Source organism: Streptomyces sp. 13-12-16 (assembly GCF_002114215.1).
Taxonomy (GTDB): Bacteria; Actinomycetota; Actinomycetes; order Streptomycetales; family Streptomycetaceae; genus Streptomyces.
Window position 1 is genome coordinate 4,734 of sequence record NZ_NCTE01000977.1, and the last position, 15,971, is coordinate 20,704.

11 protein-coding genes are annotated in these 15,971 nt (G+C 69.2%); 7 read left to right on the plus strand and 4 right to left on the minus strand.

The features are described 5' to 3' along the window. The 4 genes from B7767_RS45120 to B7767_RS33480 all read left to right on the plus strand — a co-directional run. On the plus strand, positions 1-391 hold a 391-nt coding region (locus tag B7767_RS45120; RefSeq protein ID WP_143652766.1), incomplete at its 5' end, for a transposase. A gap of 154 nt (positions 392-545) precedes the next feature. Then, entirely contained in the window at positions 546-752 is a 207-nt protein-coding gene (locus B7767_RS45940) for a hypothetical protein (RefSeq protein ID WP_143652760.1), read from the plus strand. Between the two features lie 492 nt (positions 753-1,244). Further along, a complete protein-coding gene (locus B7767_RS46745; protein ID WP_179167388.1) occupies positions 1,245-3,242 on the plus strand; it encodes a hypothetical protein in 1,998 nt (665 codons plus the stop codon). Between the two features lie 70 nt (positions 3,243-3,312). Then, entirely contained in the window at positions 3,313-4,380 is a 1,068-nt protein-coding gene (locus B7767_RS33480; RefSeq protein ID WP_179167389.1) for a polyprenyl synthetase family protein, read from the plus strand. Here B7767_RS33480 and B7767_RS33485 read toward each other — a convergent pair. Beyond that, complete coding sequence (locus B7767_RS33485; protein WP_085575389.1) at positions 4,377-6,731, minus strand: WD40 repeat domain-containing protein; 2,355 nt, start codon at positions 6,729-6,731, stop codon at positions 4,377-4,379. The genes B7767_RS33480 and B7767_RS33485 overlap by 4 nt on opposite strands. Before the next feature lie 153 nt (positions 6,732-6,884). On the opposite strand from B7767_RS33485, the gene B7767_RS33490 reads away from it, so the two are divergent. The 3 genes from B7767_RS33490 to B7767_RS33500 are packed head-to-tail and all read left to right on the plus strand — an operon-like array spanning position 6,885 to position 11,933. Further along, positions 6,885-9,173 carry an NACHT domain-containing NTPase gene (locus tag B7767_RS33490; protein ID WP_085575390.1) on the plus strand — a complete coding sequence of 763 codons (2,289 nt, stop codon included), beginning with the start codon at positions 6,885-6,887 and terminating at the stop codon, positions 9,171-9,173. A 7-nt stretch (positions 9,174-9,180) separates the two neighbouring features. Further along, positions 9,181-10,062, plus strand: coding sequence for a hypothetical protein (locus B7767_RS33495; protein WP_085575391.1), 882 nt, complete (start codon positions 9,181-9,183; stop codon positions 10,060-10,062). Next, on the plus strand, positions 10,059-11,933 hold the full coding sequence (locus B7767_RS33500) for an ATP-binding protein (RefSeq protein ID WP_085575392.1): 1,875 nt from the start codon (positions 10,059-10,061) through the stop codon (positions 11,931-11,933). Before B7767_RS33495 ends, B7767_RS33500 begins: the two co-directional genes overlap by 4 nt. 171 nt (positions 11,934-12,104) lie before the next feature. Here B7767_RS33500 and B7767_RS33505 read toward each other — a convergent pair whose 3' ends face one another. The 3 genes from B7767_RS33505 to B7767_RS33515 form a co-directional block, all read right to left on the minus strand. Beyond that, complete coding sequence (locus B7767_RS33505; protein WP_085575393.1) at positions 12,105-13,061, minus strand: NAD(P)-dependent oxidoreductase; 957 nt, start codon at positions 13,059-13,061, stop codon at positions 12,105-12,107. 35 nt (positions 13,062-13,096) lie between these two features. Continuing rightward, entirely contained in the window at positions 13,097-14,800 is a 1,704-nt protein-coding gene (locus tag B7767_RS33510; RefSeq protein WP_143652761.1) for a radical SAM protein, read from the minus strand. Positions 14,801-15,160: 360 nt separating this feature from the next. Then, positions 15,161-15,610 carry a Wadjet anti-phage system protein JetD domain-containing protein gene (locus tag B7767_RS33515; protein ID WP_179167390.1) on the minus strand — a complete coding sequence of 150 codons (450 nt, stop codon included), beginning with the start codon at positions 15,608-15,610 and terminating at the stop codon, positions 15,161-15,163. Between the last annotated feature and the right edge of the window lie 361 nt (positions 15,611-15,971).

Sequence of the window (15,971 nt, forward strand, 5' to 3'; positions counted from 1 at the left end):
CGGCCGCTCGGGCCGCAAGCGGATGTACTCCCGTTTCGTGGCCTTGCGCATCCGGCCTGCCGGACGCGAGGTCCGCCAGCGCGTCGACGGACCGGAACTGCCCGCGTGCTGGCTGCTGGCCGAATGGCCCGCCGGCGAGAGCGAGCCGGTGCAGTACTGGCTGTCCGACCTGCCCTCCGGCATACCATTGACTACACTGGTCCGCCTCGCCAAGCTCCGCTGGCGCATCGAGCACGACTACCGGGAGATGAAACAGGCCCTGGGACTTGCCCACTTCGAGGGCCGCACGTGGAAGGGCTGGCACCACCACGTCACCCTCGTCTCCGCCGCGCATGCTTTCTGCACGCTGCAACGACTGGCGCGAGCCCCAAAAGACGCGGCGCAGGTCTGAGTCTCTACCAGGTCGTCCGCGAGCTGCAGACACTCCTCGCCCTCTGGACCGGCGCCTGCCCCACCTGCCACCGCGACATACCCACCCCACTCCGGACCTGACCAAGCCCTACTAGGACGCAAGCACCTGTACGACACCGCCGTAGGCTGATGTCATGAAATCCGTCATCACGGCCATCGACGAAGTGTCGCCGGACAACCGGCTCGGGTGCAGCATGCACACCCCGCCGAGTCCTCACTGCAGTGGCCCGGCCGTTGCCGTGGTGACGTTCGACGACGCCGGCGGGAAGGACAACCATTGGAACGTGTGCCACTGGTGGCTCACCAACCATCCCAACGCGGTCGCCTTGCAAGGGCAGTGACTGGGAGACAGTTCCCGCGGGACTCACGTCGACGAAGAACGCGCCTTCCATCCGCTCACGACTTCCACAGCGGCAGCAACTGCTTGACTTCTTCAGAACCCGAGATACCTATCGGGACACAGCCCGCCGGCCCGGTGCAGGCATGCATCGCCCTATCCCCGTGGTCTTCCTCCCGCTCGTCGTAAAGCCGTTCAGCGCGCGGCTGGCCCGCTGTGTGCTTCGGCCGACGCCCGCCGACACTTGTCGCTGCACGCAAGGTCAAGCGGATAATCCCTCAGGCACCAGTTCCCGACCTCTGTCAAGAGACGACGACCGCGCGGACAATCATCCCGCGCCCACCATCGCCCCGCAGAGGTTTGAGCACCGTTGACCTGAAGCACGGTGAGGGCCGCCCGCTGTTCCCCCTCTGTTTGCAGGCGCTTTCGGATCCATCGGTCCCGAACGCCATTACGGTGAAGGGAACAGCATCGCCGGGGTGATGAGGTGAGCGTCATGAGGACCGGGCGGCGGGACGACGCACGCGCGCTGGCGGACGCTTTCGCCCCGAGCGTACTGCAGCGGGAGACCGAGCAACTGCGTCAACTAATCCACCACAGTCCCGTCATGGACGTGGGCTTCCGGCCACTCACGGTGCCGGGACAGGGGGCGTCCGATCCCGAGACGACGCCCAGCGCCGGCATCGCCGACTTCTACCGGCGGACCGCCGACGCCCGTCTGGTCGTGGTGGGCGGGGGCGGCACGGGCAAGACCTGTCTTCTCATCCGCATGGCGCTCGGGCTGCTGGACCTTCGCGGGCCGGGCGAGGCGGTGCCCTACCGACTCTCCGCCGCCGGCTGGGACGTTGGAGAGGGTCTGGACCGGTGGATGACGAGGGAGTTGGCCAGGGACAGCGGCCTGTCCTTCGGCCAGGCCGCTCTGCTCGTCTCGGAGGGAATGATCCTGCCGGTGCTCGATGGCCTGGACGAAATGGACCCTTCGGGCGCGGTACACCCGTGCCGGGCCGCGGCGGCATGGCGCGCTCTCCACGAACGGACACGAGAGGGCAAGCCGGCCCCCTTCGTGACGGCCTGCCGAGACGGTGTCCACCAGATACTGGCCGCGTCGGATGGTCATCCGGCCACGCCCGCCGTCGTCATGTCGGCGCTCAACGCCGAGCGGATCCGCCAGTGCGTCGACGGCCTTCCGGGACACGAACGATGGCACGAGGTACTTGGCGAACTGGAGCGCCGCCCTTACGGCAGGCTGGCCCAACAGTTGTCCGTCCCGTGGCACCTGGCCGTAGTAACAGCCTTGTACGAGGAACGGGACGACGACGGGGGTCATCTGCGGGATCCTTCGGATCTGATCCGGACGCAGTCGGCCCCGCCGGACGCCGGGCCGGTGTCCCTGTACGCAGCCACCTTGCTGCGCGCCGGCGGCTCGGACGGCAGCGAAGCTCGCCGGATCCGCAGCATGCTGAGCGAGATCGCCGCCTACCTAGTGGACAACCAGGCGTTGCAGCGCCGGGCCGGCGGCGAACCGCTGCCCCATGTGGACATCGTCGTTCACCGGCTGTGGCCGATCACGGGAGCACGTTCTGCCCGCTGGCTGAGCGCTGCCCTGAGCATGGTGCTGTGGACGCCCGCAGCATTCGTCGTCTGGTGGGTCCTGGGACGGATGGACTGGCCCTCGGCGCTCGACGCGGGCATAGCCATCGCGGCGTCCCTGCTGCCGCTGCGCTCCCTGTGGTCCAGCCTCGCCTGGTGGCCGCATCCCAAACGGATCGTGCTCGGCCGACTGCGCACCAGGGCCGGTCGGGCGCGGCTGGCGATGACCCTCCCCGGCGCCCTGGCATTGGGCACGGTGCTGGCGGCCACCGGGCGACCCGACTACACCGTGGCGTTCGCGATCTCGTTCGCGGTGGTGTTCGGCGCCGGGATCGCACTGGCCGTACGGGACACCGCGGACAGCCGGCTGCTCGTCCTGACCGGCACTGCGACGGGCCTGCTCCTGGGACTGCTGGGGCGGGTACTGGTCGGCTTCCTCGGTGCGGCCGGCGGACTGCTGTTCGGCACCGCCGGGGCGGGGCTGGCCCTCTTCGCCGCCGTGGCGGCCGCGTTGCGCTTGCCGGAGGCGACGCCCGGACATGTGCGCAATCCCGTCTTCGGTGAATTCGTGAGCAACGACCTCCGCACCGGACTGGTCTCGGGCACGCTGACCGCAGCGATCACCGCGGCCATGCTCGCGCTCCTGCCCGGGCTGGGGGCCTCACTGCTGCAGATCGCCGTGGCGGCTGGCGGGGTCGGCCTGTCCGTGGGTCTGGGCGCGGTCGCCGACACCTGGCGACGGCATGTCTCCATGCTCCTCCTGGCGCGCGGGCGCCTTCCGGTCCGGCTGGGCGTCGCCTTGGAGCACTCCTACCGCTCCGGTCTCCTGCGACGGGCCGGAATCGCCTACCAGTTCCGCCATCTCGAACTGCGGGACCATTTCGCGCACGGCGCACTACGCTGACGCCCGGGACGGCGGACGGCGCCGACGCGTCCCTTCGGCGCTGGTGCGTCGCGACGGGGGAGACAACGACATGGACGCCAGGCAGATCATGGACTACTACGCGTCGTCAGTGGTACCGCTGAGGTCGCGGATCCTCGACGAACACCGGGAACTGGCAGCGGACTTACCCGAGCCGGCCCGTTCCTCCCTCATGGCCGTCATCGAGGAACTGCCGGTGCACCGGCTTCCCGCCCGCCCGGTCCTCACCTATCTGGGCTGGCTGCTGGCGGGAGGAGACGCGGAGTCGCAAGCGCCCGCGTACGCGGCGATCGCCTCCGAATTCTTCCACGAGGCCGGACTGATCTACGACGACATCGTCGACTCGTCGCATCACAGGCGCCAGCAGCCGACGGTGTGGGCTGCGTACGCCTCACTGCACGCCGAGGAGCCGTGGGCCGGGTCGTTCGGCCGCGGTGTGGCGCTCTGGCAGGGCGCCCTCCTGCTGCGCTGGGCGGAGGACGCATTCGCCCGTGCTCTGCTCGCCGTCGAGCCGTCGTGCGTGAGCGGCGCACAGCACGTGTGGCGAAGGTCGGCCGCCGACCTGTGGGCGTCCCAGCACATCGACCTGGTCGTCTCGGCGAAAGAGGGGAACACCAGTTCGCCGGGCTCCGCCGAGCGGGTCGTCACCCTTAAGGGCCGCTATGTGGCGCTGCTGCCCCTGCAGATCGGCTGCGCGCTCGCCGGGGGAGAGCCCCCTCTGATGGCCGCGCTGAGCGCGTACGCCGAACCTTTGGGCAGGGCCTACATCCTCAGAAATGACCTCGAGGGCGTCTTCGGGACCTCGCGCAGCAAGCCGCCGAACGACCTGCGCGAGCGGCGGCTCAGCATGCTGATCGAGTATGCGCGCACCATGGCGACTCCAGTGCAGGCGCGGGTCCTGGACCTGGCCGGCCGCGAGGACCTGTCCGACACGCAGGTGAGTGAGATCAAGTCTGTGCTGGAGGCGACCGGTGCCCGTGACAGGGCCGAACGTGCGGTCCTGATGCTCGCCAAGGACGCCCGGGTCGCCGCCGGTTGGGGGGCCTTTCCCGACGGAGCGCGCTCTTTGCTGGAGCGGAACGTGGACACCGCGCTGAGCTTCCACGACCTGGCTCCTTAGAGTGCCTCGGTGTCGATCTCGAAGCACAGGTAACCGGCCGGGCCGCTCAACAGCAAGGCGGGGTGTACGCCGTTCGGCACGCCGGTGATTTGGACGGGAGCGCCGCACACCACGCTGAGCACGCACTCGCCGGTGCCGGGATCCCACACCCGCAGGACACAGTCGTCACTCGCGGCGGCGAGCAGGGGCCGTTGACGGGCGCTTGTGAAGGCCACCACACCGCTCACCTCGCCGCCGTGGCCGGTGATGACGCCTTCCTCGGCGCCGGTCGACGCGTTCCACAGCCGTACGGTTCCGTCCGAACCGGCCGTGGCGAGGAGGGTCCTCGCCCGGTCGTCCCGGAAAACCGCCACGTCGTTGACCGCGCCTTTGTGACCGGCCATCCGGTTTCCGGCGTCGCTGCCCGTGAGAGCGTCCCGGACCAGGACCAGCCCGTCACGGCCGGCGGTCACGAGACGGGGACGCATGCCGCGCCCAGGAAAGACGGTCATGGCCGTGACAGCGGCCAAATGGCCGGAGCGGTACCAATACGCCGTCCCGCCCGACGGATCGCAAACGTGGACCGTGCCGTCGGTGACCGCCAGGGCGCACCGCGGGCTGCCGTCCGCAGCGGCAAACGCCGCTGACGCGGTCACCGTCGTCCCGGGCTCTACCACCAATGCCAGCGGCGCGGTGGTTTCCTGACCTGTTGTCGCCACCGTGAATCGTACGCGGCGGTCCGCCGACGCGGCGACGAGCAGGAGGCGCCTTCCGGACGCCACGGCCGTGGCGGCGGTGACCGGGACGCGGACGCGGTCGCCCCACCGGCCGGTGACGGCACCTGACCGGACGTCGCGGACCTCCACAATGCCGTCCCGGTCGGCCAGGACAGCCGTCGGTCGGCCCTCGGTACTGATGACCGTCACGAGAGTCTGTGTCCGGTCGCGGCGCCGGGTATGGGGTCCGGGCGCGTCCACGAAGGCGGCCGGATCCCACAGCCGCAGCGTCCGGTCGTCGCCGGCGGTGGCCAGCAGTTGGCGGTGCCGGCTTCCGGTGAGCACGGCCATGGCGGTGACGGCGCCCTGATGCCCGCCGCGGGCGTATCGGGCGGTTGCGGTGGCCGGGTCCCAGACCCGTATGGCGCCCGTGGCGTCTCCGGCGGCCAGCAGGAACCGGCCGTCCACACCCTCGAACCCGCTCAGGGTGGTGATCTGCCCCGTGTGCGCCTCGTGGCCTTCTTGGCCGTCGTCGCCCTCGTGGACTCCGAGGACCCTCGGTACGTCGGACCGGTCGAGATCCCAAAGGCGCAGGACGCCCTTGCCGTCCCCGGTGGCCATCAACGCCCGCCCATCCGCTCCTGTGAAGACGGCGAGCACGTTGATCCGGGCGTCGCCGCCGCGCAGTTCCCGCACGGGCACGCCCGTCGACAGATCCCACATGCGCACCGCACCGTCGTGGCCGGCCGAGACAAGGAGAGTGCGCCCCCGCTCCGTCGTGACGGCCGTCAGAGCGCGGACCGGCGCGGCGTGCGCCGACCAGATGACGGCCTCCTCGGCGCCCGTCGCCGGATTCCGGACCCGGATGGTGCCCTCACCGTCCCCTGACGCGAGGAGCGGAAAACCGTCCGGCCCAGGGAACACTGTGAGCGCGTTGACCCAGTCCTCGTGGCCGGTGAGTTCCCGCACCTCGGCCCCCGTCATCGGGTCCCACACCCGCACCGTGTGGTCCCGCCCCGCCGACGCGAGGAGCGCGGGGCCGCCGGGCGGGGTGAGCGCCACCAGGGCATCGACGCCGTCCTCGTGCCCCGTCATGGGCACGCCCACGGCGGCTCCGGTCACGGGGTCCCACAGACGGACGGTCCCCTCGGCGTCCCCGGCGGCCAGGAGCCACCGTCCGCCGGGAACCGGAACCCGCGCGAGGCCGCGTACGGTTGCGGCGGTTCGGGCCACCACGTTGGCCGGCAGCTCCCAGTCCGACCACAGGGGCCGCACCAGCGAGCCGGGCACTGCCTGTGTGGGGTGACGCGGGCCCCGCCCACCCGAGAAGAGGGCCAGGTGCAGGCTGGAGGCGCGGGAGCGGTAGTCGGCGTCACCGGCGAAGGGCTCGATACCCGCCCACGCCGCGAGTGCCCGCGTGTGCGGTGAGCCGGTCACCGGAAGCCCCATCAGCCCCCGCACCGCTGCGCCGGACTCCCAGGGCAGGAACGCCGGAGCGAGGTGGGCGTCGTCCAGCACGCCTCCCGCCGCCGCGTGACGGGCAAGATGGCGCCGGATGTAGGGGTGGGGGCTGGCCTCGGACGAGGAGCCGGCGATCGTGTCCGCGAGGGCCCGGGCGATACGCCGGTGCGCCCGCGCGTCAGTGTCGTCCGTCATGACTGCCCGCCCTCCCCGGCCTGCGAGGCGGACCGGCTCGATCCGTACAAGCCGTCCGACCCTCACAGACCCCTCTCTCTGGTACACAAACGGCTATATCCTGGCACCAGTTGTGTCCGTGTAATCTCACGTTCGTCGGATGGAGCGCCGGCCGTGCACGACTACCGGCAGGCGTTCACCGCCCGAGCCGCCGCGACGTTCGCCGTCGCAGGTCTTTTGATGCTGTCCCTAGCTGCGCTGCTCGCGCAGACCTTATACGGCTGGAGCCCGCCACACATCGGGCGTCCGGTCTGCGCCGCCACCGCAGTCCTCGCGGCGGCCGCACTGGCCGCCCTGCACGCCGTGCGCGTGCTCTCGGCCACCGGAGAGGCACAGGACCTCTCCGCGCCCGCGCTCGCCGACAAACTCGCCGGCATCTGTGCAGCGCGTGAGCGGCGTCAGTTCGACCAGCTGGTGGAGACCGGAGCACCGATGGACCTGCTGTTCCGGCGGTTACGTGACTCGGCGGGCCATCCGCAGGGAAGCGGCGCCAGTCGGCTGAGTGACGTCGCCTCCTACTACCGAGGCTGCGAGAATGAACGTCTGATGTTCCTCGGCGAGGGCGGGTCGGGCAAGACCGTCATCCTCGTCCATCTGCTCCTGCAGATGCTGGACGAGCGCGCGCCTGGGGGACTGGTCGCCTGGAGATTCTCACTCTCCCGGTGGGACACCTCACGGAACCTGTCCGCCTGGATGGCGGAGGAGATTTCCCGAGACACCCGGATACCGTTGGCCCAGGCCCAGGATCTGGTGACCCGTGGGCTCGTTCTGCCACTGCTGGACGGCCTCGACGAGATGGACCCCCCGCACACGCCGTTCCCGACCCGCGCCGCCGAAGTGGTCGAACAGCTCAACAAGGCCGAGCGCTTCGACAAGCCGATCCCGTTCGTGCTCACCTGCAGGACCGACACCCACGACAGACTCGTCAGCCGTGGGGCACGACTGACGGACACCGTCGCCGTCCAGATGCTCCGGCTCAGCCCGAAGCAGGTGCAGCGCCACATCAGGAGCGTCGCGGACGAAGAGCGCTGGGCGGACGTCCTCTCCCATCTGGAGAAGGACGCCAACGGCCGCCTCGCCCAATACCTCAACCTGCCCTGGCGACTGGCCATGGCGGTCATCATCTACGACAAGAAGTCCGGTGACGGGTACGCGCGGGACCTCTCCGACCTCACAGCCCCGGGATGGTCCGACGACACACCACCCGTGACCGTGGGGCGGTTCGTCGAGGAACTGCTCAGCCGCCCCGCCGTCGCCCGCCGCCGCGAACCCACCCGCCGCACCCTCGCCACCCTCGCCGCGTACCTTCACGACAAGCGCGGCCGGGGTGACGAGGGAAGGGCACTTCCAGGCGTGGAGGAAGGCAAGACGCTCTCGGGCGTGGACCTGGTCGTGCACGAACTGTGGCCGGTGGGCGGGCCGCGCGCCCCGCGCTACGTCACCGCCGCGCTCAGCCTGCTGCTGTGGATTCCAGCCGCCGCAGCCGTGCTCTGGGCCGTCGGACACATGGCATGGCCCTTCTGGCTGAAAGCCGTGGTATACGGCGTACTCGGTCTCTTCCCCGCTTACTCCGCCCACACGAGCCTCGCCCAGTGGCCGCATCCCCGTAACGTCGTACTGGGCAGATTCCGCACCCCGACGGGCGTCAGACGGCTCTCGGCCGCCGCGGCGGTGGGCCTACTCATGTTGATCCTCCTCGCGGCCACCGGTGCCCCGGGGTTCACCGCCGCCTATGCGGCCATGTTCGCGCTGATCTTCGGAAGCGGATCGGCCCTCGCGGTACGAGAGGGGGCGGACGTGCGGGTCCTGGCCGCGGTCGCTGCAGCCGTGGGACTGGTCTTCGGACTGGCCACCCGCCTCGCGCTGGGGTCGCTCGGCCCGGCCGGAGGCATGCTGGCCGGCACCGGCGGCGGCGGATTCGCCCTCGTGCTCGCGGTACGCGCGGCCCTGCGGGGCGGTGCCGAACCCGGCCACGTCCGCAACCCCGTGTTCGAGGATTTCATCGCCAACGACGTCCGGACCGCCTGCGTGTCGGGCTCCATGCTGGCGGCGATCGCCGCTGTCCTCCTGCACTACCTGCCGCTCTCGGCGTCAGCGCTTCAGGTCACCCTGGTGTCCGTCGGAGCCGGCTTCTCGCTCGGCTTCGGATTCGTCGCCGACGCCTGGCGGCGGCACATCGCGCTGCTCATCTGCTGCCGGGGCACGCTGGCCTTCCGCCTGACACACGTGCTGGCCCAGGCGCACGATGCCGGACTGCTCCGCCGCGCCGGCATCGCCTACCAGTTCCGTCACCTCGACCTCCGCGACCACTTCGCCACCCTCTCCGCCGAACTCACCGGACACTGGCCGGGCGGACGAGGAACCCGGTCCGGTCCCCCTGCACCGTCCGCCAGAGAAAGGTAGGACCCGTATGGCAGCCGTCGTAGGCATCCACGGCATAGGCAAGGAACAACTCGGCCGCCGGCAGATGCTCACAGAGTGGGGCCCCGCCCTCGGGGACGGACTCGAGCGGGCGGCCGGCGGGCCGGTCGCCGTCCCCGCGTTCGACCTCGTCTACTACGCCGACCTGTTCCTCAGAAAGCCTTCGGACGGCTCCGCCCGCAAGGGCTCAGGACCGGACACGGAGGTCATCACCTCCTGGCTCACGGACCTGAGCGACGGCACCACACAGGAGGAACTCCTCGACGCCCTCTCGGACATCGTCGACGCACAGGACATCGCGGACGCCGAGGCGGCACCGGCCAAGGGCTACACACGTGTTCCGACATCCGTCCAGAGAGTCCTGCGTGCCGTCGACCGCCGCTACGGCCCGGGAGCGGCCCTGCTGTACGTGGGCGCCTTCCGGCAGGTGCGCAGATATCTGGGGGACCCGGCGCTCAAGCAGGAGGTGGACGACCGCGTCGACGCCGCCGTCCCCGAGGACTGCCGGGTGCTGATGGGCCATTCCCTGGGCTCCGTTGTCGCGTTCGAGTACGTGCGTCGGCACAGGCGCCGCCGCCTCGACCTACTGCTGACGATGGGATCGCCGCTGGGCCTGCGCATGGTGCGGTCCCGGATGCCCAATCCCCGCTACGGCGCGGTGCACGGCCTCCCGGTGGGGGTGCGTTCCTGGGTGAACGTCCTCGATCCCCGCGACCCCGTGACCGGCGGCAGGCATCTGGCCGACCGGTGGCCCAAGGTGGACGACCGGCAGGTCGACAACCAGGCCGACGCGCACTCCGTGACCCGATATCTCGGCAAACGGGAGACAGGGGCGGCGGTGCGGGAGGTCCTCGCGGCGACAACCCCGTGACGCAGGTCGCCGACGAGGCTGTCCTCAGACGCCACTTCGTGGCGATCGCGACCGCCGACTATGACGACCCGCACTGGCAGCCGCAGAAACTGCCGGTGGACGACGAGGTCCGCGTGATGCGGGACTGGCTCTGCGCGAGGACGCTGGGCCGACGGCGCTTCACCCCCCTCCACCCGCATCTCGCCGACAACCCGACCCTGACGGACATCAGCCACGCCCTGCAGGACCCCGAGCCGCACGCGCGGTGGCGTGAGGCAGACGCCGCGGTGGTCTACATCACCGGTCACGGCACGGTCGCCGACGAGACCCACTGGAGTGTCCTGCGGCGCACGATGAAGGGTGGCCACGCGGGCACCGCGCAGCGCACCGGTCAGCTCATCGCCTGGCTCGCGGAGAGCGGCATCGAGCACCTGCTGGTCATCGTCGACGAGTGCTATGCCGAGAAACTCAGCGCCGATCTCGTCCAACGGGAGAGCACACTTCCCCCCGGGTGGCTCATCCTGCCGAGCGCCGCGCGTGACGAAGAGGCGGACAGCCGCGCGCTGACCACGGCCATCTCAGAGTTCCTCGAGGACGTCGTGGCCCGCCCATACGCGTACAAGCCCGGCCCGCTGCTCCATGTCGAGGAGTTCGTCCTGGGCGTGCAGAGCAGACTCGGACGAACGCTCCACCCTCTCGGATCCCATCGTTACGGACCGCATCCCTGTCTGCCGCATCCCGCGTACACCGGTGCCCCGGGGGGCGAGGACGACGAAGAGGACGCCTTCGGCCGCCGCGCACTCATGCACCGGCTGATCCGGGCCGCCGCCGGACCGCCGCAGGCGCTGCTGGTGACGGGGTGCGCGGGCAGCGGGAAGTCGGCGGCCCTGTCACAGCTGGCGGCACTCGGCGGTTCGTACCGGGTGGACGCGTTCGTGGACGCCGCGGGGCTGAGCGGCACCGAGGTCATGGCCCGGATCTTCGCGGCGCTGGCGATTCCCGCCCCTGGCCGGCCGGGAGGACCGCCCTCGCCGCAGGAGTGGCTCGAAGCCTGGGCGGACTGGCGTGACAGCACGTCGGAACCTGTCACCGTGGTGGTGGACGCGCCCGACGAGGCCGCCGACCCTGACCGTCTCCTCCAGGATCTGCTGGGCCGGCTCGAGCCGCCGCACACCAGACACCGCCGGCTGCGGCTGATCGTCGGCATGCGGTCGCCGGGCGGAGCGGAGACCGCCGACTCGGAGCCCGCCACCCACACCCTCGCGGACCGTGCCGAAGCGCTGCTGCGCGCCGAGCGCATACGGCTCGACGACCCCCCCTACTGGCGGCGGGACGACATCGCCGCCTGCGTGCGGGCCGTTCTGCTCGGCGACGAGAACTCCCCGTACGCCGAGCAGGAGTCCCTGGCCGACCAAGTCGCCCGTGCCGTCGCCGACGCCGCCGGACCGTCGTACCTAATGGCCCGCGCGGCCGCCGGGAATCTCGCCGCCCGGGACCGTGCCGTAGACCCCCTCGCCCAGGAATGGCGGGCCGTCCTCACAGAAGGTCTCGTGGGGATCTTCCGAGATGACCTGCGCCGGATCTTCCCCAACCCGGGGGACCGGCTCGTCGCGGTGGAGCTGCTCCGCGCCGTGGCGTACGCGTACGGCCGGGGAATGCCGCGGCAAGGTATCTGGCCCGTGGTCGCCAACGCCCTGTCCCGCGACTCCCCTTCGCAGCCCTACGGTGACGAGGAGATTGCCTGGCTGCTCGCTTCCCGCGCAGGGGCGTACCTCACCGCAGACCAGGAGGACGGGGTGACGCTCTACCGGCTGTTCCATGACACGTTGCGCGAGGTGATCACCGGGCACTGGCGGGACCTGGTGGGCGAGGCCCCGGACCGCCGGGACTGATCAGGCCGGCGGCCCGCAGCGCCGACGGCCCGGGTGTGAGGTAGGGCTCTTACGCCCGATGCGTGGTCGGTGGGCTCGTGCACACCTGGTTGCTCTCCGAACAACCGGCCGGACAGTCGACAGGGTGGCGACCGGTTATCAGGCCCGGCTTCCGTGCGGACCCCACGGCGGTTACCGGCCCTCCTCGGCGACGAAGACCTTGAGCTGGTCCTGGCCGAGGCCGCGCAGCCACCGCGCCTGCCGCTCCAGGCCCTCGGCGAGGGACACCCGGGGCCGGTGTCCGAGCAGCCGCCGGGCGTGTGACGGATCAGCAACGGTGGCCCACGCGTCACCTGGCCGCGCTCCGGACACGTCCAGCAAGACGCGTCGTTCCGTGACCGCGGCCGCCACCGTGAGCACATCGAGCAGCGACACGCTCGCGCCACCGCTCACGTTGACGATCTCGTCCCGGGCCGCTACACGCGCCGCTGCTACCGTCGCGTCGACGACATCGCCGACGTACGTGAACTCCCGTTTCTGTGTACCGTCGCCGAACATCCTGAACGGCACGCCCGAGTAGCAGGCGAACAGCATCCGGGAGAAAGCCATGTCGGGGCGCTGACGCGGCCCGTACACCGTGAAGTAGCGCAATGCGACCACGCTGAGCGGGCTGCCGGGACGGCGCGCGTATGCAAGGCACAACTGCTCGGCGGCCAGCTTGGTCACGCCATACGGCGACAGCGGCCGACAATCGTCGGCCTCGGAACTCGGCCCCGTGGTCTCACCGTAGACGCTGGACGAGGACGCGAACACCAGGCGCGGTACGCCGCCGTGGAAACAAGCGTTCACGAGCCTGTGGGTCGCGGTGACGTTGGCGGAGAGATAGTCGCCGAAGTCGGCTCCCCACGATCCTCGCACTCCCGGCCGTGCGGCGAGGTGGAAGACTGCGTCGCGTCCTTCAACCAACTCCTCGAGCGGATCGGCCCGCAGGTCGACGTCGAGGGTGCGCACGCCGGGCCACTGCCAGGGCTCTCCGAAGCGCGGTGGCTGGTGGTCGACAGCCAGAACCGACAGACCGAGCCCGGCCAAATGCTCGACCAGGTGTGAGCCGATGAATCCGTTGCTTCCGGTGACGAGTACGCGCTCCACCAACGTCCTTCCCTCGGTCCGCGGGCATCCTTCGGTCAGGCGCTGGTCTGCTCGTTCGAGACGGATCGGTGTGAGCCGCTGTAACCGAGCAGCATGGCCTCCAGCGCCTCCTCGATCCGCTCGCTCTCCCCGGCGGGCAGGTGCGCGCGCCCTGCCAGGATCCGATTGAGCAGCCACATCTTGTGTGGACCTTCGACCTCAGGAATCCAGTGGCTCACCCCGAGCCTCTTCTGCCACTCCTTTCTCGAGGATGCAAGTGACCTCTCGAATTCGTCCATCACCTCTCGGGCCTCGGGATCCCGGGGGAAGACAGACACGACACGCCTGACCCGGATGTGCTCGTGTCCCACCACGGGCGAATCTGTTTCAAGGGTAATTCCCTCGCCGCTTTCCTGCAGGTCCAGATCAATTTTCGTGCCGGGCAGACTGAAGAGCCGGTCATTAATGCGCATGACATGCCCGTCCGACAAGGACCGTGTGATCCATCGAACGTTTTGAGTCAGCGATTTCACTGTCGAGTACAGGCCCGACAGGATGATGTAGGAGACCACGTTCATCCCGTATCGTCGGCAGGCATCCAACGCCAACCGGTTGACCTCGGCCCCGTCGGACCCGAGTTTCTTGTTGTACGCCTCCAGTTCATCAGGATCGAAGGTCTCCAAGCCCATGCTCACCCCGGTGAATCCTGCGCGCCGTGTCGCTTCGAGAAGGCGGGTGTCGACCGTGAGGGTCCTCGGGTCGACCCAGGTGTCGACCCGGGCCTTGCCGTGATAGGTGACGTTCCTACCGTCGAGGGCGTGAACCTCGTTCCGAACGTCCTCGAGCGCTTGGAGATCTTCCAGGAGATCGCTCCTCGAACCGCCTCTGAGGAAAAACAGGTCATCCTTGAACATCACCTTCCGGGCCTGCGGATTCTTCAGGAGCAGATTCCGCACGTATGCGGCTAGGTCGTGTTTGCGGATGGCGATGACCTTGGCGGTCCTGCCGTTTCCGTCACGGTGAAAGGTGGTCGTACTGCAGAATGCGCAGCCCATGGGGCAGTAGTTACTCGTGTACGGCTTGATGGTGAGGATCTTCCCCAGCAGGATCGGATCATCGAGCTGCTCCGCGGAATAGTGGGCCTTCAACTGGTCCCAGTACAGTTCCAGTCCCACATCCGTGAAGTCCACTGCGAGCGTGGCGCGCGTGAATTCTTCCACCGTGAACGGTTCGGGGTACCCGGTGAAGAATGACCTTTCACCGCCTCTGATATAAAATCCTCGAACGTGAGACAAATACCGCCCGGGGTTCCTCCCGATCGCATCGGTCCCGTACTCGTGAACCTTTTTCAGCAGTTCAGTGAGAGGTTTTTCACCTTCCCCGCGAGCGATCAGACTGAGATTCGGAACGTGCCGAAAAAGCAGCTCTCTCGAGAGTCCCGCTTGCTGGCCTCCTGCTATATGTAATGCATGCGGGAGTATGTCGCCGGCGTCCAGCATGTGGCCGATGTCCCGCGACAGGGTGTCATGCAGAGGGCTGTACCCAACGATCTCGAATCTCGCTTCCTCCAGGAGGCCATTGAGTGTCTCGCGGGCGTCCGCGTAGAGGTTAGGATCGAAGCAGGTCACTTCGATCCCTTCCTTGAATTCGCTTTCCAGCCATTTCCTGATGCGGTGAATACCGAGGGGTGCCGAATTGAAGTAGGTTCCGTGATTCTCGCTGTCGTCGGCCTGGATGAGGATCATTTTGATCTTGTTCATTCGAACCGCCCGTCCGGATACGTATGGAGAAGAGCCCGACGACGTCGGAGGGCGACCTGCCTCGTGTCGGCACTGCGGCGCTCAAGAAACCTGACGTTAGCCGCCGTTGTCGGCGGTGGATAGGCCCCCGGCGGCCAACGCCTTGGCGACTACGCCCAGGCGGGTAAGGGTGGCGGGCTGCGCTGGCTGCACAGTCTCGGTGACGTCGCTGGCCTGACTCTGACCGAGGCCGTGGCACTGGTGGCCGCGCCGCGGTTCATGCCGTCCTGACCAGGTTGCAGACCTCAACGGCGACATACCGCTTGAGGCGCTGTCCTCCCGTCGAGTCTCGCCTTCCAGGGTGTGGCCTTCGTCGTACGCCTAGGTGCGGGGATCGAAGCGCAGCCTGGTGAACACGATGCGGTACAGGGCCGCATCGGGCTGCCGGTCACCGCCATGGTTGAGCCGACGCGAGGTCCGACCGCCGGTTTCGCCGTCACCGTCCACGAGGCTGTCGTAGACGTCGGCTTCATTCGGTATGAGCGTCCCGAGGTGCTCGCGGGCGGGGACGTCTTCCTTCGCCCACTGCCCTCGGTGCTCCAGAAGAATGCGCCTGTTCATCAGGATGGACTGGGTGTGCGGGAAGACTCGGCGGAGCCGGTCGAGGATGGTGAAGCCGTGGGTGTCGAGGTCGCCCCAGCAAACCAGGCGTACATCGTGCAGCCAGGGTAGGGCGGACAGTTGGGTGACCGCACAGCCGCCGCCGTGAATGCCGATGCTGTGCGGCTGGTCGGGGAAAGCGAGGTAGGTGGGCGCGGCGGCGATCGGCACCCAGCGTGAGACCCGGGTGAGCGCGGGCCGTCCGGACTCTATAGGCCGACCGCAGGCGTGCTAAATACCCAACGGCATGGACATGAACATACGCCGCCACGCATCGAGACGTTTCCGCAGGAGCGGAAGCGGTGGGGGTGCTGAGGCCAGGCTCGGTAGCCCCCGGCACGCAAGGTGGGCCCCGCCCGCGGCCCCTGCCACGACCTCACCGGCCAACGGCCCCGGCCCTCTGGCTCTGGGCCGCTCAGCCCCTGCCCCACCCGCCGTCCGGGAGGGAAGCTGGCCAGATGCCAAGGGCCGGCTCCCTGGGACGGTCCGGCAGGACGACATCGACCACCACGGCCGAGCGAGCCCGTGCACT

Coding starts and splice junctions, on each gene's coding strand:
- B7767_RS45940 (WP_143652760.1), top strand. CDS start 546: ATGAAATCCGTCATCACGGCCATCGACGAAGTGTCGCCGGACAACCGG.
- B7767_RS46745 (WP_179167388.1), top strand. CDS start 1,245: ATGAGGACCGGGCGGCGGGACGACGCACGCGCGCTGGCGGACGCTTTC.
- B7767_RS33480 (WP_179167389.1), top strand. CDS start 3,313: ATGGACGCCAGGCAGATCATGGACTACTACGCGTCGTCAGTGGTACCG.
- B7767_RS33485 (WP_085575389.1), bottom strand. CDS start 6,731: ATGACGGACGACACTGACGCGCGGGCGCACCGGCGTATCGCCCGGGCC.
- B7767_RS33495 (WP_085575391.1), top strand. CDS start 9,181: ATGGCAGCCGTCGTAGGCATCCACGGCATAGGCAAGGAACAACTCGGC.
- B7767_RS33510 (WP_143652761.1), bottom strand. CDS start 14,800: ATGAACAAGATCAAAATGATCCTCATCCAGGCCGACGACAGCGAGAAT.